Raw genomic sequence first — 20,495 nt, 5'->3', positions numbered from 1 at the left:
TTCAAGGGTTTTTTAGTTGTGGAAGATAGTTATTCATTATATTAACTGTTTTTTTATAATGATAACGTAATGCATACCTAGGAGGTATGTTAAAATATGAATACAATAATAGGAGGTGGACAGTGTGGCTGACATTAAATACGAAATATTAGAGACCATCGGTGTATTATCTGAATCTCCAAAGGGGTGGACAAAGGAATTAAATTTGATTAGCTGGAATGGGCGGAATCCTAAATATGATTTAAGAGATTGGGCTCCAGATAAGGAAAAAATGGGGAAGGGAGTTACATTATCAAAAGAAGAACTGCAGCAATTAAAGGAGATTTTGCTAACAAAAGAAATCTCGTAAAAAGTTGGCCAATCATATCGAATGGAAGCTATTTCCCTACCGGTTATGTGAAGGGGTTTTTTGTTAATGAACGATTCAGAATTTTATTGACTTTTTTCGAAAGATTCATGTATAGTATCCCTACATGTAGCCGTTAAATAAGGAGAAATCAGCTATGAGAAAAATATTTACAGATGGAAAATTTTATACGTTTGATTCAGTTAAGCCTCAAGTAGAAGCTGTCGTAGTGGAAGATAATCGTTTCATTGATATGGGATCATCACACGAAATGATCATGCAGTGGGACAGCCCGGACACTGAAATTATCAAACTGAATGGCAAGACAGTGACACCTGGATTAATCGATAGTCACATGCATCTATCCGGAGTAGCCGGATCGTTTTTAAATTTAGATCTGACCGGACTGACATCGAAACAAAAGATGCTTGAAAAAATCCAAACAAAAGCAAACACCCTTCAAAAAGGGGAATGGCTAATCGGAAGAGGCTGGGATGAAAATCTGTTTACAGACGGAAAGATACCTACGATTGAGGAATTAGATCGCATTGCACCGCACGTTCCGCTTTTTTTACCTAGAGTTTGCAGCCATGCAGCTCTCGTGAATACAAAAGCGTTGGAAACGTGTCATTATCATCCATCGATTACCGTTCCAGAAGGCGGGACAATTGTGCTTGATGAGGATACGAAGCAGCCGACAGGTTTGTTGCTCGAGTCCGCATCAGACCTGATTAGGAATCATATTCCAGAACCTTCCTATGAAACAATAAAACTTGCGATGCGAAAAGGGATCCATTATGCAATGGAAAAAGGTTTGACAAGTGTACATACGAACGATCCGCTTTTTTTAGGCGGGCTTGAATCGACTTATCACGTGTATGATGAATTATTAAATCAGGAACAGTTAGGGTTGCGATGTAATTTATTAATCGATCATGTTTTCCTGAATGATTTGAAAGTAAAAGGAATGTACGCGGGCTATGGAAACGATACGTTACAAATAGGTGCAGTAAAAATCTTTGCAGATGGCGCACTGGGAAGAAGAACAGCTTTATTATCAAAGCCGTATAGTGATGCACCAGGTGTCTGTGGTGAAGCGATGCAGGATCAACAGTCCCTTTATCAGATTGTTCAGGCAGCACGTGATCTATCGATGCCTGTTGCTGTACATACGATTGGAGATCAGGCGCTAGAGAATGTGCTGGATATTTTGGATCAATTTCCAGCGGCCTCACATCGTGATCGTCTCGTTCATATTCAAATTTTAAGGAACGATTTGATAGAACGAATGGTGAACACGAATAGAATTGCAGATATTCAGCCAAGATTTGTAGTTGGTGACTTTCCTTGGGTAGAGGAGCGCCTTGGTGAGGAAAGAATTAAACTTTCCTATGCATGGAAGTCATTAATGCATGCAGGTGTCATCTGTGCTGGCGGTTCAGACGCTCCTGTAGAACCGGTTGATCCGCTACTTGGAATCCATGCAGCTGTCACGAGAAAGATTCCAGGCCAGGCACATGACGGATATATCCCCAAAGAAAAACTATCGATGACGGAAGCTTTTCAATTATTTACAGTGCTCGGTGCATACCCGACTAATGAGGAAATGAAGAAGGGTACAATTTCAAGGGGAAAACTTGCTGATATGACAGTTTACTCGAAAAATCCATTCCATATGGAAGATGCCGATGAATTATTAGAGACCGAAATTGAAATGACTATTATTGGCGGGAATATGATGTATCGGAAAGGATGAATTTGGAAAAAGCCACTTTTTCGTCTTGTTTTCAAGCGAAAAAGTGGCTTTTTACCATTTATTCTTTTGCTTTTAATATTGTTTTATCAAATTCTTCTGCCATTTCAGGAGTAATCTTGCCCATTAAACTTACGATAATGGTAATGATAAGATTGAATAGAAATCCTGGGAGAATTTCATAAAGATCAAATATTCCTCCTGATAAAAATTCACCCCAAATAATAACCGTTAACGCACCAACGATTATTCCCGCTAGTGCACCATTTCGAGTAATTCGCTTCCAGAATAATGATAATAAAATAATCGGACCAAAAGCAGCACCAAACCCAGCCCATGCATAGCTAACAAGATCAAGGACAGAGCTCTCAGGATTTATCGCAATCAGCGCTGCGATAATAGCAATCACGAGTGTGGCGATTCTTCCAACCCATACGAGTTCCCGGTCAGAAGCCTTTTTTCTGAAAATAGCTTTGTAAAAATCCTCAGCTACAGCGGATGATGATACAAGTAGTTGTGAGTCAATTGTACTCATAATCGATGAGAGGATTGCAGCAAGCAGGATCCCAGCTACTACCGGATGAAAGAGGATTTGTGAGAAAGCAATAAAAATTTTCTCGGAATCTGCAAGCATTTGTACACCGTTTTCCGACATAACATTAATCTCAAACGTTTCTAACACGGAAACATCCTGTGTATTTATAAAAGCAAGACCAATAAAACCTGTGAAAATGGCACCATACAGACCTAAAATCATCCAAGTTGTCCCAATAAAGCGAGCTTTTGGTACATCTTTTGGTGAGCGTAAAGCCATGAAGCGGACAATGATATGCGGCTGTCCAAAATAACCAAGCCCCCAGGCTAAAGAAGAAATGATTGCTAATACACCAACACCTTTTATCATATTCAGATGATCCGGATTAATTTGACCAACGGCTTGGACAGCTTCGTTCCAGCCTCCAATTTGGTTTAGCGCTACCAAAGGAACAACAATTAATGCAAGAAACATTAACGTACCTTGGATAAAATCTGTCCAGGCAACAGCAAGGAAACCACCAAGTAATGTATAAGAGACAACGACAATTGTTCCCACCCATAGTGCTGTTTGATACGAAAACCCAAATGATGCTTCAAACAGTTTAGCACCAGCAACCATTCCGGAAGAAGTATAAAAAGTAAAGAATAATAAAATGACTAATGCAGAAATCACACGAAGGATATTGGATTTATCTTTAAAGCGATTTCCTAAGAAGTCCGGAATTGTAATGGAATCACTAGCCACTTCTGTATATACTCTTAATCTTTTAGCAGTAAATTGCCAGTTCAAATATGCACCAGTTGCTAAGCCAATAGCCATCCAAGCTTCTGACAAGCCAAATGCGTAAATGGCTCCAGGAAGACCAAGTAATAACCACCCACTCATATCGGAGGCACCGGCACTTAAAGCGGCGACACCAGGCCCAAGTTTTCTCCCGCCAAGTACATAGTCAGATAAATCATTGGTTCGCCAGTACATAAATAGTCCAATGACGAGCATTCCAATTAAATAAACAAGAAATGTTACGAAGGTTGCAGTCCCCATTTAATGCCCTCCTTTTTCAGTAAATAAAGTAATGATGGAAAGGATAATTAAAATCGGCATCGGCACAAAAAGCCACAAAATGGTTCCTCCTGAAATAGCGTACTCCATATGTTCAGCTCCTTTCTATTATTCGTATTGTTCCCTTTACTTCTTATGAAGATTGTATGCTTCATAAAATGTTCCTATGTTGGGAAAATTTGCATAAGACAACGATATTATAAAAATATTAAATTTACAAATCATTCCCAATATTATTGACCTTCTTATGTGAAAGCGCTATAATACAGGGAACTTGTACCATTTTTAAAATAAAATGACTAGAGAGGGATACCCATGTTCACAATTAATGACTTAATAGAGGGATATGCAAATAAACAATATTCACCAGTTGAAATAACGCGTGCGTATATTGAGCGTGCCAAGCAAAACTCACATCTAAATGCGTATATCACATTAACGGAAGATACAGCAATCGAACAAGCAAAAATCGCTGAAAAGCGCTGGCATTTAGGTGAGGCAGGGCGCTTGGAAGGAATACCACTATCTTATAAGGATAACTATCATACAAAAAATGTAGCGACTACAAGTGGCTCTAAGGTTGATGCAGATTTTGTTCCGGACGAACACTCGAATCTTGTTCAAACTTTAACAAATGAAGGGGCAGTGATGATAGGTAAGAACAACATGCATGAATTTGCTTTCGGAATTACGAATAACAACCCTTTTTACGGGCCGTCTCGTAATCCTTGGAATACGGATTTGATTTCAGGTGGTTCAAGTGGCGGATCTGCTGTATCTGTAGCTACAAATACCAGTATAGCCTCATTGGGAACGGACACAGGGGGATCAATTCGGATACCTTCAGCTTGTTGTGGCTTAGTCGGATTAAAACCTACCAATGACTTGCTTAGCAAATCAGGGATAACCTTATTATCCTGGAGTCTGGACCATGCAGGGCCTATCACACGTAATGTCTCTGATCTCATTGTGATGATGGAAGCGTTAGTCGGTAGAGAAATATCGGAAACGAAAATTCAATCGACAGATTTGCTCGGTTTAAAAGTAGGAGTACCTTCTAATTTCTTTACCGAACAAATTGAACGGGAAGTGTTAGATGCTTATCATCAAACATTGCAAAAGTTAGAGGAATTAGGTGCTGTTTTAGTCGAAGTAAAAGTGCCTGATGCAGAGGAGGCTTTAGCCTTAACATTTACCTTAGCAACCGGCGAAGCAGGATTTTTACACCGAGAACGAATGGAATCCCGCTTGGATAAATATGGAGAAGATGTTCGCCAAATATTACAATCAAGTCCTTCTCTTATTGCGCTAGATTATATGGAAGCATTGCATAGACAACAGGAGATTTCGAATAGTTTTGATGAATTAATGGAAGAAATTGATGTACTTGTTGCACCAACTTTACCTATTGCTCCAAAGCCAATCGGAAAAGAAATAGTTACGATTAACGGAGGAAATGAGCCAATTTTTAATTGCATGATTCGCTATACTTCTTATTTCAATTTAACAGGACATCCTGTTTTAGCTCTGCCGGTAGGGATAACTTCGGATAGCCAATTACCTGTTGGAGTGCAGTTGGCAGGCAATAAAAGAGATGAAGGGCAATTACTTAAAATTGCCAAAATCTTTGAAAGACATTATTTACATGATTTCTATAAACAGCGAGAAAAGGTATGCAATGCTTCAAAAGCAGATGAAGTTAATTCGTAAGCGGAAAATAAAAGAGGTTGCACGCAGCAATAACGAGTTTTCTTTACAGGCGTAAACGAAAAAATGCTAATATATAAAGAATGGAATGAAAATTTGAATGAACAATAGCAGGGAAATTTGCAAATCATTCCCCTGCTATTGTTCTGTGTTTTAGTAGTGAAATATCAAAGGAAAGAGAGACTAATCTCAGTTGGCTAAGAATGAAATGATAAAACTTTATTTCTCCATAAAGTTTTCCTTTTTTCTATAAACCATTCCTTCCATAGTTGCGATAAGATCATCTGAAGCATTATATACCTTCATTTCATAGGTTGCTATTTTAGGTGTTAATTTCGTTTCCTTTGCAATACAAATGATTTCCTCCCCCTTTTTTCCAGGGGCCAGATAAGACATGTTGACATTTAATCCTACAGCTGTTCTCCCGTGTGAATTACTTGCGACTGCAAAAGCATAATCTGCCAATGAGAAAATAGCTCCACCATTAGCAGCACCATTGAAATTCAGTAAATCTTTCGTAATCGGCATCTTTACTTTTGCATACCCTGCTTCACAATGTTCTAACATGATGTTTAAGTGGTTAGCAAATGGGTCCGATGTGAAAAAATCGATCATTTGCTTATCATTTGTTTTCGTTTCCATGTAAATTCTCCTAACGTGATGTAATTCTTGTATTAATAAAGAAGAGAGGGGGGGGGATTCTCTTCTTTATTTGTTTATTGTGTAATATGTTCTGTTCTTTGATCTACGACGCGTACCGCTTTCCCTTCTGATCTTGGTATCGATTTAGGTGGTAGAATCGTAACATCTACACTTACTAGACACTCATCCTTGATTGTAGATTGAATATAGTCTTTGAGATTACCAATATTCTCATGGTTGATATCTTGCTTGTATTGATGGAAAGTAGGTTCAGATAATTCAACCTGCAATTCAACTGCATCCATTGCTCCGTCTTTTTTAAGATGGATCTGGTAGTGTGGAGAAAGTGCTTTCATTTGTAGCAAGGATCTCTCCATTTCAAATGGGAAAACATTAACACCCCGAATAATCAGCATATCATCAATTCGGCCTTTAACACGAGACATGCGCACGGTTGTACGTCCACAATTACATTTTTTACGTGTAATCGTAGCAATATCTCCGGTCCTATACCTTATAACCGGAAAGGCTTCTTTCGTTAAACTTGTAAAAACGAGCTCTCCTTCCTCACCGTCAGGAACTGTTTCTAATGTGTCAGGGTCAATCACTTCAACGAAGAAATGGTCTTCCTGAATATGCAGACCGTTCTGTTCTTCGTGACATTCAATTGCGACACCTGGTCCGACAACTTCACTCAATCCGTAAATATCCACAGCCTTAATATCAAACTTTTCTTCCAATGTATTTCGCATCTCCTCAGACCAAGGTTCAGATCCAAATATACCATATTTTAAATTGGTCTTTCGTGGATCTTTTCCTTGTTCCTCCATTACCTCGGCGATATGAAGTGCATAGGAAGGAGTGGAACATATTACTTGTGGTTTCAAATCTTCTAGGAGCAAAATTTGCCGATTTGTATTTCCTCCTGATACCGGAACGGTAGTAATGCCTAGCTTCTCACCGCCATCATGTAATCCCAGTCCACCTGTGAATAAACCATATCCATAAGCATTGTGCATCACTTCGTTTTGGCTCCCGCCAGCAGCCGTAATGGATCTGGCAACAATCTCTGCCCAGTTGTCAATGTCATTTTCGGTATAGGCAACAACTGTAGGCTTCCCGCTTGTACCGGATGAAGCATGCAAGCGGATAATATCTTCCATCGGAGTGGCAAAGAGACCGTATGGATAATGATCTCTTAAATCCGATTTTACAGTAAAAGGTAGTTTTTTAATATCTTCTATTGATTTAATATCGTTTGGTTTTAGATGTAATTCATCAAATTTTTTTTTATAAAATTCTACATTTTGATAGACTCGTTCCACTGTTTCTTGCAGGCGACTTAACTGTAAAGTAGCCATTTCACTTCTTTCTAGTGTTTCTATTTCTTTATTAAAAATCAAACTGATTCCTCCTTTAGGTTGAAAGAATGATTGACGTAAAAACGTCTACTTCCTGCTATTTATTCTTCCATTATTGGGAATTATATCCATTGTGATTATCTGATTTTGTAGCAAGCATATAATATAACAGATTAATCAATAACGTGATATTTTCGTTATCATTTATAATAGCGCTTACATATCAGAAAGTCAATATAAGTATGAAAATTATAATAATTATCAACTGAGTTCTATGGACAAATGAAAGGTATGAAAACCCATATACTCTATTAAACTGCTTTCGTTGATGCTATACTTTTTGTAGACGCAGAAATATATATCGCAAAAGTTGCAGGAGGATTTCATGGTTAAATTAACGGAGACTAAAATTAAGGAAAGCGCACTAACACTTTTTATAAAGAAAGGCTATGCAGGCACCTCTCTTACGGATATTGGAAAAGAAGTGGGAATAAAGAAGCAATCCATCTATACGCATTTTAAAAGTAAAGAAGATTTATTTTTACAAGTAATGAACCAGGTGATTCAAGAGGAAATAGCCTTTTTAAACGATTATTTTACCAATCAAAAACATGTATCACTTCACGACATTTTATATCATTTTATCAAAAAACTAAAAGAGCGATTCATATCTGATGGAGAAGAAAATATTAAATTTTTACTTCGAATGATGTTCATTCCGCCAAATCGTATTAAGGAAACGGTAATATCTAAAGCTCTTACCTATTACGATCAGTTAAAGAATCACATCGAACATACTTTTCATCTGCATAAAGATGTTATAAACGTTTCTGTTGAAGCTGGGAAAATTTCCTTTTTAAATTTGTTTGATGGGTTACTGGTTGAACTTATATATATCAATATAAGAAATTTTGAGAAAAGGTTTCAAATTTCTTGGAACATTTATTGGCAAGGAATAAAAAAGTAAATTATTACTTGCAAAAGTTCTGATAATTTTGCACAATAACTTACGAACGGTCGGAAGTTATTGTGCAAATAATCTCATTGAGGAGGATTGGTTCTATAAATCATCATTTTATTGAAAGTTAATTTTTTTACAACGATTGTAAGCGGTAACAATAATGTGAATTATTTGGATTAAAAATATTTTCTTAGAAGGTGAATGGAATGGAACAATCATATCAGTTATTTGTCGATGGGGAATGGATGGATTCGATTTCTAAAGAAACGTTTAAATCGTATAATCCTGCTACTGGCGAGGTAAATGCTGTTGTAGCAAAGGGAGGAAAAGAAGATATTGATTTAGCAGTGAAAGCAGCTAGAAAAGCTTTCCAGTCCGGCCCGTGGGCTGAAATGGCCCCTAGTGACAGAGGCCGTCTATTAAATAAGGTAGCACAGGAATTGTGGAAGAAAGCTGACTACTTAGCGGAAGTGGAAACAAAAGACAATGGACTTCCAATTAATGAAAATAAGATGATTGCAATGCCTTCCATGATTGATGTTTTAGAGTTTTACGCTGGGCTTGCAAATAAAGTACAAGGAGAGACGTTAGCGTCACCTCCCGGAAGATTTAATTATACGTTGAAGGAACCACTTGGAGTTGTTGGTGCAATTATTCCTTGGAATTTCCCGTTGATGTTAGCGATGTGGAAGATTGCCCCAGCTTTAGCTGCAGGAAATACGATTGTACTAAAACCTGCTGAACAAACACCGATCAGTCTGTTAGAAATGGTGAAGATTTTCAAGAAAGCAGGGATTCCTGATGGAGTCATTAACGTTGTTCCAGGGTATGGAAGTGACGCGGGGAATGCATTATCTTCGCATCCAGATGTTGATAAAGTTGCATTTACAGGGTCAACATCTACAGGGAAAATTATCATGCAGGCGGCCAGTAAAAATCTAAAACCGGTAAGTTTAGAACTTGGAGGAAAAAATCCGAATATTGTATTTGACGATGCGAATATCGAAAATGCGGTGAATGGCTCGATGTTTGGTATTTACTTTGGTCAGGGGCAAGTCTGTGCATCCGGCTCCAGATTGTATGTACAAGAAAGTATTTATGAACAATTTATGGAAGCTTTTATCGATAAAGCACAGAAAATCAAAGTTGGAAATCCTTTAGATCCTACTACTCATATGGGGCCACAAGTTTCCGAACAGCAGCTAGAGCGAATTGAACATTTCGTAAAAACAGGGGTGGATCAGGGAGCAAAACTTGTCATTGGTGGAGAAAGAGCAAAAGTTGACAATGGAAACTTCTTCACTCCAACTGTTTTTGAAAACGTTTCAAGCGATATGACAATTGCCAAGGAAGAAATTTTTGGGCCTGTATTATCTGTTATCAAATTTAAGGATGAAGAAGATGCATTGCAAAAAGCGAATGATACACTGTACGGCCTAACTTCCGGTATATGGACGGAGAATCTAAAGCGAGCGCACCGAATGGTGAAAGGTTTACAATCAGGCACCGTATATGTCAATACATTCAGTATGCTTGATAGTGTTGCTCCTTTTGGAGGTACAAAGCAAAGTGGATTTGGAAGAGAACTGGGGATCCAGGCATTGGATATGTATACACAAACCAAAAATGTTTGGATGGACCTTAATGATGAACATCTCAATTGGTATGGCGTGTAGTCATTTCTCAAAAAAGAGAAACTTGTTTCTATAATAAAAAATGGAGGTTTTACGCATGGCAGTAAAAGCAAATGTACAGAAATTATCTGAACTGGACAAAAAACACTTTTTACATCCTTTAACACCACCAAAAATGCAATATGAGCAAGGACCACCAATTATTGTATCTGAGGGTAATGGCATTTATATAAAAGATGAGAACGGTGATACGTATATTGATGGAATGTCGATGCTATGGAACGTAAACTTAGGTCATGGTCAGGAAGAATTGGCAGAAGCAGCAAAAGAACAAATGAAAAAATTAGCGTTTAGCTCGTCATTTAATGGTTATTCTCATGAGCCAGTCGTCCGCTTGTCTGAAAAAATTGCTTCGCTTACACCTGGAGATTTGAATGTTGTATTCTATACATCTGGGGGTTCTGAAGCCAATGATACAGCATTTAAACTAGCTAGGTACTACTGGAAATGTAAAGGACAGCCAAATCGTAATAAGGTGATCAGCCTAAAGCGTGGATACCACGGGGTTGCAGTAGGGTCTACAAGTGCTACAGGAATGCCGGAATTTAATAATTTAGTGAGTTCAAAAGCTCCGGATTACATTCACGCTGAGCCGCATCTTTTAGAATGTGAACGTGGAGATAAGAATGCTGAGCATTACGATAAGAGTGTAAGAGGTATTATTGAAAAAGAAGGGGCAGAAAACATAGCGGCAATTATACTAGAGCCAATCATGGGTGCAGGTGGCGTATTTACTCCGCCTGAAGGTTATCTGCAAGCACTTCGTGATCTTTGTGATGAACATGGTATTTTAATGATTACAGATGAAGTCATTTGTGGCTTTGGTCGTACAGGGAAAAAATTTGGCGTAGATAACTGGAATGTTGTACCTGACATGATGACAATTGCAAAAGGAATTACAAGTGGTTATATTCCTTTGGGCGGTGTCGTCATGCGAGAGAAGATTCGTGATGCACTGATTCAAACGGATGACGTTTTCTTCCATGGATTTACTTATAGTGGACATCCAACTTCCTGTGCTGTAGCATTAAAAAATCTTGAAATTATTGAACGTGACAACATTCTCGATAACGTGAAGAATATGGAGCAAGTATTTAAAGCGGAGCTACAGAAACTGGAAGACAAACATCCACATGTAACAAAGACAAGAGCGATGGGTCTGCTTGGCGCGTTTGAATTATACGCAGATCGTGACAAAGAAGAACCTTTTGCACCCGAAATGGGAGCCGCTTTCCAAGTGGTAGATGAGTGTTTCAAACGTAATTTAATTTTACGATTTATTGACTGGGAAGGTTCCAATATTGTAGCTGTAGCACCACCATTAATTATAAATAAACAAGAAATTGAAGAAATTTTTAAAATCATTGATGAGGCACTCACGGCATTTGAAAATAACTTGAACTAAGTTTTTAACGTACATCAACGATATAGCTAGGAAGGTAGACGGTATTCATTTAAAGAAATAAGCATTTCTAAAAACGAATGAATCATACGTTTACTTTCCTGGCTTTTTTGTAGTTAAAGTTCCAATATATTCGTTTGTGTTATTAAAGATCGAAGTGAAAGGAAAATATGCCTATAATTGACGGAATATTGTGAATATAAAGTACTGAAATCTACAGTTGCGATATTTCTATTAATGATAGAAAAGAGAAGCTGTAGGTAGCAATAAGAAATAAAATTATGCTAGATCAGAAAACGAAATTATAAGTGAACTTTTAATTCCCATATTTAGAATAACGATAAATTTTTTTAGGAGGTTTATCATGCAAACTGAAAAAGTTTTATCAGGTGGCATTAACCCTAAATCTAGTAAAACAGGAGGAGAACTTGGAAAGGTATTAAAAACGAAAGACTTAGTCATTTTTGGTTTGGTTTTTATGGCTCCTGTATCAGCGCAAACATTGTTTGGTGAATTATCTGTACTGTCACAAGGTCATGCAGTTTTATCTTATCTGTTTGCTTTAGTTGCTATGCTTTTTACTGCATCAAGTTACGGTGTAATGGCAGGAACATTTCCAAAAGCAGGTTCAACTTATAGTTACACTTCTCAAGCTATCCACCCCTATGTTGGATTTGTTGCTGGTTGGGCAATTCTTTTAGATTATTTAGTGATGCCAATATTACTCACTAAATTAAGTGCAACTTTTCTAATGGAATTACTACCATTTATTCCTTTGTGGTTCATGTTGCTGTTATTTCTTATTCCAATTACGGTTTTTAATTATTATGGAACAAAACTTACTGCCCGTGTTAATTTATTTATGACAGTAGCGATGCTTCTAAGTTTAGTGCTATTTATCGGATTTGCGATTAAAAATTTAGTATCTGATGGTGGCGCAGGTGCAATTTTTTCATTTCAAGGAGTGATTAATTCGAATACATTTTCTTCTGGGGTTGTTTTATCAGGTGCATCCATTGCAGTATTATCCTATCTAGGTTTTGATGCAGTAACGACGATGGCAGAGGATTCAAAAGTAACAGGCAAAATGGTGGGAACTGCAGCTGTTATCTCCCTATTGTTTGCATCATTTTTTTATATCTTACAAGTTTATTTTGCAACTTTAGTAATGCCAGATTTCACTTCATTTGGTTCACAAGATACAGCTTTTTTTGAAATAGCAACACTAGTTGGCGGAAGTGCATTAGCAACGATATGTACGCTAATCATTGCAGTCTCGGGCATTTCAACTGGACTTGCAGGGCAATCTGCCGGTTCTAGAATTTTATTTGGAATGGGACGTGATAAAGTATTACCCAAATTTTTCGCTCACGTACATGAAAAATATAAAACGCCAAGTAATAGTATCATCATTTTGGCTATACTCGGTTATGTTGGAGCATTATTTTTACCATTAGATTTTATATTTAGTATTATGGTTTTTGGGGCGTTAACTGGTTTTATGTGCGTAAACTTATCTGTTGTCGTTGAATTTTTCTTCAAAAGAAAAATAAGGCAAGGGTCTAAGCTGTTTTTACATTTCATATTTCCTGCATTTGGAATTTTAATTTGCGGGTTTATTATGATCAATATGGATGTAATAGGTTTAATTGCTGGGGTCACTTGGATAGCGATTGGTACGACTTTACTAATTGCTAGAATCAAATACTTTAAGGTAAATGAAAATCTAGACTGGAGTTAATTGTTCATAAACACATACACCGATATCAATAGAGGTCTCACCAGATAGCGTGGAATTAGAAAAAAATTTTTCATGTTCGTATAGAGGTTTAATGCAGGTGAAAAGAAAAAACGATATCCTTAGAAGGAAAATTAATGAGATTTGTATGGGATGCAATCGACTCGACCATCTGAAATAATGATAAAATATCGGGGGAAGCAGAAGGTATATTATTGAACACGAAGTAACACTAGTGATGTCAACGAGGTATTCGACAATTTGACTAAATTTAAAATGAAATAGGGATACTGATGTTTTTAAAAGATTAGTATCTCCCTCTTTCTTTATTTTACCCCTCTATCGAATTACTTTTTTAAGAGGTAGATATTTATTGTATTTTTCACTCACCCGGGGAGGAAAAACAAGTGTCTATTGATGTATAATGATAAATAAATTAGAAAAAGGAGAAGTGAGAGATGAAATTGAAAACGCAAACACCAACGGTATACCCAATTATAGTTCCAACTTCATCAAGCTTAAAATCCTTTAACTTTTATCTTGTCAAGACAAAACAAGCTTTGATTCTTGTTGATACTGGTGTAAATGTTGATAAGTGCTGGAATTATCTTATGAATGTTCTTGAGGATAACGGATTTAGCCTAAATGATATTGATAAAATCATACTTACGCATAATCATAATGATCACATTGGTCTGGTTAATCGCATAAGGTCCCACAACCCTATTCCTGTATATGCACATCGGGATGCGATGCTCCGTTTAAAAAGAGATGAGGCTTTCCTGAAGAAGCGTATTGCATTTTTCCAAACGCTTTATAATGAGATGGGATGTGGGGATAGAGGGGAAAAACAAATTGAAAAATTAAACAAGGCACTAAAAAAGAATAAATCTCAAATAATAGAAGGTGAAATTCTTCCATTAGTAGAGGGAGATGAAATAGATGGTTTTCGGGTAATTGAAACTCCAGGGCATGCCCCGGACCACATTGTGCTATTGCACGAAGACAGTGGTTTATTACTTGCAGGGGATCACTTGATTCAGCATGTATCGAGTAATGCGCTGATAGAGCCTGATAAACAAGGTGAGAAAATATCCTCTCTATTGCAATATGAGCATTCGCTCAAGAAACTAAAAGATTACTCTTTGTCAATTGCTTATCCTGGACATGGGGAGATCGTAAAAAATCCACTTCAACTTATTGACAAAAGAATAGAGGGAATAGAGAAAAAATCAGAGAAGCTGAATAACATTGTTACTGATCAATCGTTGACAGCGGCGGAAATCGCCAAAATCTATTATCAGGAAAAATATGGAAGTGAATTTTCACTTGTCATGTCCGAGATAATTGGACATCTTGATCGATTAGAGTCATACAACCGAGTTACGAAGGAAAAGCAAGATGGAATTTTCTACTATTATACGAGAGAAACGAACTGATTCGGAATAATCCCGAATCAGTTCGTTTCTTGCATTTCATACAGCCTCTCGATCAATTCATCCAATATCTCCGGTGTTTCTTCAAAAGCATTTTTGATATGCAATCGTTCCGTCCGTTTGTGTGCATCCTTTCCAAACGGTCCAATATTTAGGACTGGGGCGTTTAGCTGCTTCATTTCTTGAAAAGGGATTGTATAGCTTTCTCCCCATACTGGTGTGTTTTCTTCAAATGAAATCCAGCCCTCATTCAAGTCGCTGTAATTCACATAACTAAGATCACAAATCCCATTGAAATAATGAATTCTTTCAATAGGTAAACGAAATCGGTGCATTGCCATTTCTTTCACAAATTCGATGCATGTTTCAGTCAATTGATTCGTGCTTGAGTTAACAGCTGGATAATATGGTGGTGCATACAATATAATGATGGCTGGTGCTAATTCTTGACATTGAATCATTAATTGATCAGTGATTCGAAGACTTTTCTCCCGCTCATCCCACGTTTTATTAAACTGAATATCTGCTTTGACTGATTCAATATAAGAAGCTCCAAATTTATCTCGCGCATGCTTTAATAAATCTTTATACTGGATGACTTTAACCTTGCTAGTAGGGTCAACTTTATTGTCTAAACAGACCTTCGTATAAGCTTCATTGCATCGATTTGCGGCTTTTTGTGCCGCTTGTTCAAATAGATGAAATACATCTTGAGCTGTTTGTTTCATTAAAAAAACATTATAAAGGGCTGCGGATCGGTATGGCGTTTGTGTAGAATATTCCAGTCTTAAATCTTTTTGCTGTAATGTTACTGGAAGCGGCGTTCTTTCGTTTAAATACGTTTCCTGAAAATGATGATTCCACTCTACCTCCTGCGTTAAAAAGGAAGCGATGTAAGGGGATGTTAGTCCTCTTAATGGTTCTCCAGCGTGTGTTTCTTTCCCGTAAAAAAGTGCTGCAGGCATAATCTTACCAATGGTTCCAGAATAAATATAATGATGATGAGCATTAGGATCTTGAGAAAAAACGGGTTCACTATTTAGAAATAATTGGTAATTGAGACCGTGTTCGTTTTTTAATTCTAGCAATGTTGGCACGGCATGTCGCATCCCTGAAGAATTAACTTCCTCATCAGGAACGGTTAATAATAAAAGGTTAATCGGCCATTCCTCTATGCTCGCCTTTTCAATTAAACGCATATGTAATGCTAATCCCATTTTCATGTCCATGGTTCCTCTGCCAAATAAATAGTTGCCTGTCTTCAAATCGTGAAGTACATCCTGTGGTAATTCATTTTGTCGTTCCGCTAATACCTTTGTTAATTCCTCTGGTAAAGTAGCCAGTGGTTCAAAATCCCCGTATTCCTCTGTACTTACTGTATCGAAGTGGCTTATTAAACAAATTGTTTTCTTAGCGTCCGGATGTTTATATAAGGCGGTTAAAAAATGTCTTCTTAAATCTGCAGGATGTAAACGGAGTAATTCCGGATGCTTTTGAAAATAAGCAAGTCTCTGTAATTTTGCATGTAATTTCATTGGGAATTGGCGTTCCCCCTCAGATAAAGTAATGCTCTTCCAACTGACAAGTTCGCAAAGCAATTTTCGCAGGTCGCTCGGTTTTTCCCATCTTATTTTACTCAATTTAACTACCTCCACTCGCTGATTTACTGAATATCTCTTTCACCATAGAAAAAATATTATCTTCCGGATTTGAAAATTCGAAATTCAATTGACATTCTGAATAGCAATCTATATTATAAGTTTAACCGCTTTCATATTACAAAAATAGGGGGATAGTAAAAAAATCGTTTTATAAGGAACAAGTATCGTGCAATGATATCGATATCTTCACAAAATTATAACACCTAGGGGGTACATGTATGAAACGCAATAAATATATCATAAATTTCATGGTTTTGATTGCATTATCTATTATATTAGCCGCTTGTGGAAATGATTCGGAAAAAACAGAAGGTAAAGCATCAGGCGGAGATGGGGATTCCATTGTTATTAAAGTTGGTCATATTGCACCAGAAGAACATTCTTATACAAAGGGCCTAGAAGAATTTGCTAAACGTGTGGAAGAAAAAACAGATGGACAGGTCACTTTTGATATGCATGGTAATGGGCAACTTGGTGGTGAACGAGAGGTAGTTGAGCAAGTTCAACTTGGTACGCTTGATATGACAATGGTTACAGCAGGTCCTTTAACTAACTTTGTTCCGGAATTCGCTGTACTTGAAATGCCGTTTTTATTTAGAGATATCGATCATGTTTATGCAACGCTTGACGGGGAAGTTGGGGATGAATTGATGGAAAAAATAGATGAGCAGGGTTTTAAAACGCTTGGCCTATGGGAAAATGGATTCCGTCATCTAACAAACGACAAAAAGCCGATTACATCTCCAAAAGATACGAAAGGAATGAAGATCCGTACGATAGAAAACGATCTTTATATTGATACGTATAAGGCAATTGGTGCCGATCCGACACCGATCGCTTTCCCTGAAACATATACATCGCTTCAGCAAGGGGTTGTAGATGGGATGGATGCTTCCTATGGTGTATTCCATTCTACAAAACTTTATGAAGTTCAAGGGCACCTAAGTGAAGTGGACATGCATTATGCAGCAGCACCGGTAATTATAAATCAGGGCGTTTTTGAAGGCTATCCGGAGGATGTGCAGAAAGTTTTAATGGAGACAGGTAAAGAAATGACGGATGTTCAGCGTGAAATTAATCAGGAAATGGAACAAGAACAAAAAGAAGAATTGAAAGAGCAAGGAGTAGAAATTGTCGAAAAGAGCGATGTAGACATGGAAGCATTTGAGAAAACGCTACAGCCAGTTTATGACAAATATGAATCTGAATTCGGCGATCTTGTAGAACGTATTAAAGCTGTTGAGTAAAAATAAATAAGGTTCCATCAACGTGGAACCTTATTAAATTTCCTAAATCAATAGTAACTTAAAATAGCAAAAAACAGAAAGTGTGAGCAGAATGTGGAAAAAATTCATGGATAGGCTCAATATGACAACAGAATGGCTAACAGCTTTATTTCTTGCTGTGATGGTGCTATTAATCTTTATACAAATCGTATCTAGATTATTTTTTTCTGTATCTTTCTCTTGGACAGAGGAAGTCGCTCGTTATTTAATGATCTGGTCAACCTTTCTCGGGGCTTCCTTTGCATTCAAATACGGAGCACATATCGGAGTTGAGGTGTTTGTAAGGAAGATGCCAAGGATCATCAAGAACATTGTCCAGATTATCGCATCCCTTGCTTCTTTAGCGTTTTTCGTTATCCTGATTTCGATGGGGTGGGAGATTATTGGCTTGTCGATGGTGCAAACGTCACCAGCACTAGATATACCGATGGGCTACGTATATATAATTTTTCCAATAAGCGGTGTATTAATGATTCTTAATTTAATTGATGTAACAATCAAATCTATCTTACACAATGAAAATGATGTTACAAATGAAGTGCCGATGGACTAAGGGGGGATTTCAATGGCCACTTTGCTTTTTATTTTGCTACTTGTATTGATCGTCATTAATGTTCCAATTGCAATTGCACTTGGACTGGCAACCATCGTTGTATTTATTGTTGCTGGAAATGTCCCGCTCGTTATTTTACCGCAAAAAATGTTTGCAGCACTTGATTCATTTCCGCTGATGGCTGCTCCGTTTTTTATCTTGGCTGGAAAACTAATGGAACATGGCGGAATTAGTGAACGTCTCATCGGATTTGCGCAAAGTTTAGTCGGCCAGTTTAAAGGCGGTCTGGCCCATGTTTCGATTGTGGCATGCGTATTTTTTGCAGCAATTTCCGGATCTGCCAACGCAACTACTGCAGCCATTGGAAGCATCATGATTCCAGCAATGGTAAAAGCGGGATATGATCGAAACTTTGCTACAGCTATCCAAGCAGCTGGGGGTACCACGGGAATAGTCATTCCTCCAAGTGTACCACTTGTCCTTTACGGTGTGTCTGCAAGTGTTTCCATCAGCAGCCTTTTTATAGCAGGGATCGTACCGGGGATTCTTTTAGGTGTATCCCTTATGATTGTTGCGTATATCGTTTCTTCTGTTAAAGGGTATGGAAAAGGAGCAGAAAAAACAAACATCAAACGTATTGTGAAAGCATTTAAAGAGTCTATTTTAGCTTTATTCATGCCAATTATTATTCTTGGCGGTATTTACGGAGGATTTTTTACACCAACGGAGGCTTCTGTTGTAGCGGTTGTATACGGATTTATTGTTGGTTGGTTTGTTTATAAAAAGATAAATCTAAAAATTTTACGTAAGATCCTTGTGTCTTCATCTGTTACAACTTCGGTTATTTTATTTATTATTGCAACTGCAGCGTTATTTGGGATGCTCTTGACACGAGAAAATGTTCCGCAAAACATTGCCAATATGTTCCTAGAAGCAGATTTATCACCGTTTGTTATTTTACTTTTACTAAACCTATTTCTGCTAGTGGTAGGGACATTTATGGAAACAATTGCGTCGATTATTATTTTAACCCCGATTTTGCTTCCGGTTGCAACCAGCATTGGCGTGGATCCGACCCACTTTGGAATTATTATGATTACAAATCTTGCCATTGGGTTAATTACACCGCCGGTTGGTGTAGCACTATTTGTTGGTGCCCAGGTTGGAAATGCCAGGTATGAAGGAGTTGTCAAGGCAATTCTGCCATTTTTATTTATGATGATTGTCGATGTGCTCTTAATTACATTTATACCAGGCTTAACGTTGGTAAACATTATGGATAAATAGATTGTTATCATGCAAAAGAAGTAGCAGGAGGATTTGGAGGAGCAGTACATTTCAAATAGTCCCTCTGCTATTTTTTTGGCTTTATTAGTGGGCTGTCAAGGGGATGAACGACCAATATTGGAAAAAGGTTTTCATTCTACATCTCAGTACATAAAACAACGATTGATCATACCTGGATCTAGAATGAAAACGAATTTTTAATTGTGTATTGCATACTAGGAGGATTAAGCCTGATGAATCAATAAAAAGTAGCATGCGAAAAACCTTATGCTTTCACACCCTTAAAACAAAATCAAGGTAAGAGAATGACCGCTTTTTTGCCTGTTTTTTATTACCCGGGAAATATATATCGAAATCTGCATTTTTTTGTTTGTTGTTGTTCGTCTAGCTTTTTGCTAATAAAATAATTAATCTACTCGATTTGCATCAACATATTGACTTATTATGTTTCGATCATGTGGTTTGGTTAGATAGCTGAAAGCGACAAATACAATGATATTGGCAATCAAACAAGAATACCTGCATGGATATCAAATGGAGTATTTGGATGAATCAATTGAAGTATATATTTACTAAAAAACTTGTTAATAAGCCAGCAATAACTCCTGCTGATGTAGCTCTTCTCCAGTAAAGAACACGGTAAACTCCAGGGAAAAACTGAACGATTGATCCATAGGCACTGCTAAGAGTGCAATAAGTCCTTTTCCTCCAAACACTGCTACTAGATAAGCTAATGCCCCTATTACAATGACTGCGCCGCACATGGACCATGAAACAATAATCATTAATACCTGTTTATTGTATCTTATTTAGACTATTCTGGAATGGGGAAGAATCACATAAGAGATAAAACTTTAATTATTATAAATAGTTTGACAAATTAACAGATTTACGGGTAAACTATTGGTACGATGATTAAAAGACCTGCGGTAGTATGAATTTATCATTGTGTAAAAACATGGATGGATGAAATCTATAGACACTTGTTGATTCAAGACCAATTCGCAATTCAGTCACGGATTTCCCTTGAGAAACATATAGGATTTCATCTCTTAATGTGGTGGCGCC

16 protein-coding genes are annotated in these 20,495 nt (G+C 37.4%); 11 read left to right on the top strand and 5 right to left on the bottom strand.

Features of this window, described 5'->3' with window-relative positions; genetic code table 11:
• The first annotated feature begins 124 nt into the window (after window positions 1–124).
• Both J2Z81_RS12200 and J2Z81_RS12195 read left to right on the top strand, forming a co-directional pair.
• The gene (locus J2Z81_RS12200) at window positions 125–349 is read left to right on the top strand and encodes a YdbC family protein (protein WP_029268866.1); all 225 of its coding nucleotides are present in this window, start codon (window positions 125–127) and stop codon (window positions 347–349) included.
• Window positions 350–503: 154 nt separating this feature from the next.
• Window positions 504–2,102, top strand: a complete 1,599-nt coding sequence (locus tag J2Z81_RS12195) for an amidohydrolase (RefSeq protein WP_029268867.1) — start codon at window positions 504–506, stop codon at window positions 2,100–2,102.
• Between the two features lie 58 nt (window positions 2,103–2,160).
• Here J2Z81_RS12195 and putP read toward each other — a convergent pair whose 3' ends face one another.
• A complete protein-coding gene (gene putP, locus J2Z81_RS12190; RefSeq protein ID WP_029268869.1) occupies window positions 2,161–3,681 on the bottom strand; it encodes a sodium/proline symporter PutP in 1,521 nt (506 codons plus the stop codon).
• A gap of 333 nt (window positions 3,682–4,014) precedes the next feature.
• Here putP and J2Z81_RS12185 point away from each other — a divergent pair, with 333 nt between their 5' ends.
• Complete coding sequence (locus J2Z81_RS12185; RefSeq protein WP_226371452.1) at window positions 4,015–5,409, top strand: amidase; 1,395 nt, start codon at window positions 4,015–4,017, stop codon at window positions 5,407–5,409.
• 216 nt (window positions 5,410–5,625) lie between these two features.
• Here the strand turns inward: J2Z81_RS12185 and J2Z81_RS12180 are convergent, their stop codons facing one another.
• Complete coding sequence (locus J2Z81_RS12180; protein ID WP_051681442.1) at window positions 5,626–6,048, bottom strand: PaaI family thioesterase; 423 nt, start codon at window positions 6,046–6,048, stop codon at window positions 5,626–5,628.
• A 74-nt stretch (window positions 6,049–6,122) separates the two neighbouring features.
• Complete coding sequence (locus J2Z81_RS12175; protein WP_226371460.1) at window positions 6,123–7,448, bottom strand: phenylacetate--CoA ligase family protein; 1,326 nt, start codon at window positions 7,446–7,448, stop codon at window positions 6,123–6,125.
• A gap of 346 nt (window positions 7,449–7,794) precedes the next feature.
• On the opposite strand from J2Z81_RS12175, the gene J2Z81_RS12170 reads away from it, so the two are divergent.
• From J2Z81_RS12170 to J2Z81_RS12150, 5 genes are all read left to right on the top strand, one after another.
• Complete coding sequence (locus tag J2Z81_RS12170) at window positions 7,795–8,376, top strand: TetR/AcrR family transcriptional regulator (RefSeq protein ID WP_029268877.1); 582 nt, start codon at window positions 7,795–7,797, stop codon at window positions 8,374–8,376.
• Between the two features lie 200 nt (window positions 8,377–8,576).
• A complete protein-coding gene (locus tag J2Z81_RS12165; protein WP_226371451.1) occupies window positions 8,577–10,046 on the top strand; it encodes an aldehyde dehydrogenase family protein in 1,470 nt (489 codons plus the stop codon).
• Between the two features lie 55 nt (window positions 10,047–10,101).
• Window positions 10,102–11,469 (top strand): aminotransferase family protein, encoded by a 1,368-nt coding sequence (locus J2Z81_RS12160; protein ID WP_226371450.1) that lies wholly within the window; start codon window positions 10,102–10,104, stop codon window positions 11,467–11,469.
• 361 nt (window positions 11,470–11,830) lie between these two features.
• Complete coding sequence (locus tag J2Z81_RS12155; RefSeq protein ID WP_051681443.1) at window positions 11,831–13,207, top strand: APC family permease; 1,377 nt, start codon at window positions 11,831–11,833, stop codon at window positions 13,205–13,207.
• 455 nt (window positions 13,208–13,662) lie between these two features.
• On the top strand, window positions 13,663–14,643 hold the full coding sequence (locus J2Z81_RS12150) for an MBL fold metallo-hydrolase (protein ID WP_029268885.1): 981 nt from the start codon (window positions 13,663–13,665) through the stop codon (window positions 14,641–14,643).
• A 17-nt stretch (window positions 14,644–14,660) separates the two neighbouring features.
• Here the strand turns inward: J2Z81_RS12150 and J2Z81_RS12145 are convergent, their stop codons facing one another.
• Window positions 14,661–16,280, bottom strand: coding sequence for a M20/M25/M40 family metallo-hydrolase (locus tag J2Z81_RS12145; RefSeq protein ID WP_226371449.1), 1,620 nt, complete (start codon window positions 16,278–16,280; stop codon window positions 14,661–14,663).
• A 239-nt stretch (window positions 16,281–16,519) separates the two neighbouring features.
• On the opposite strand from J2Z81_RS12145, the gene J2Z81_RS12140 reads away from it, so the two are divergent.
• The 3 genes from J2Z81_RS12140 (at window position 16,520) to J2Z81_RS12130 (ending at window position 19,427) form a co-directional block, all read left to right on the top strand.
• Window positions 16,520–17,548: a DctP family TRAP transporter solute-binding subunit gene (locus J2Z81_RS12140; protein ID WP_029268889.1), complete on the top strand. Its 1,029-nt coding sequence runs from the start codon at window positions 16,520–16,522 to the stop codon at window positions 17,546–17,548.
• A 106-nt stretch (window positions 17,549–17,654) separates the two neighbouring features.
• Window positions 17,655–18,140 carry a TRAP transporter small permease gene (locus J2Z81_RS12135; RefSeq protein WP_226371448.1) on the top strand — a complete coding sequence of 162 codons (486 nt, stop codon included), beginning with the start codon at window positions 17,655–17,657 and terminating at the stop codon, window positions 18,138–18,140.
• A gap of 12 nt (window positions 18,141–18,152) precedes the next feature.
• Window positions 18,153–19,427: a TRAP transporter large permease gene (locus J2Z81_RS12130; protein WP_029268893.1), complete on the top strand. Its 1,275-nt coding sequence runs from the start codon at window positions 18,153–18,155 to the stop codon at window positions 19,425–19,427.
• A 584-nt stretch (window positions 19,428–20,011) separates the two neighbouring features.
• Here the strand turns inward: J2Z81_RS12130 and J2Z81_RS12125 are convergent.
• Entirely contained in the window at window positions 20,012–20,212 is a 201-nt protein-coding gene (locus J2Z81_RS12125) for a hypothetical protein (protein ID WP_226371447.1), read from the bottom strand.
• Between the last annotated feature and the right edge of the window lie 283 nt (window positions 20,213–20,495).

This window comes from Virgibacillus alimentarius, from assembly GCF_017874635.1.
Taxonomy (GTDB): domain Bacteria; phylum Bacillota; class Bacilli; order Bacillales; family Amphibacillaceae; genus Virgibacillus_B; species Virgibacillus_B alimentarius.
Note: the sequence above shows the minus strand (reverse complement) of the source record. Positions and strands in the feature narration are given on the sequence as shown.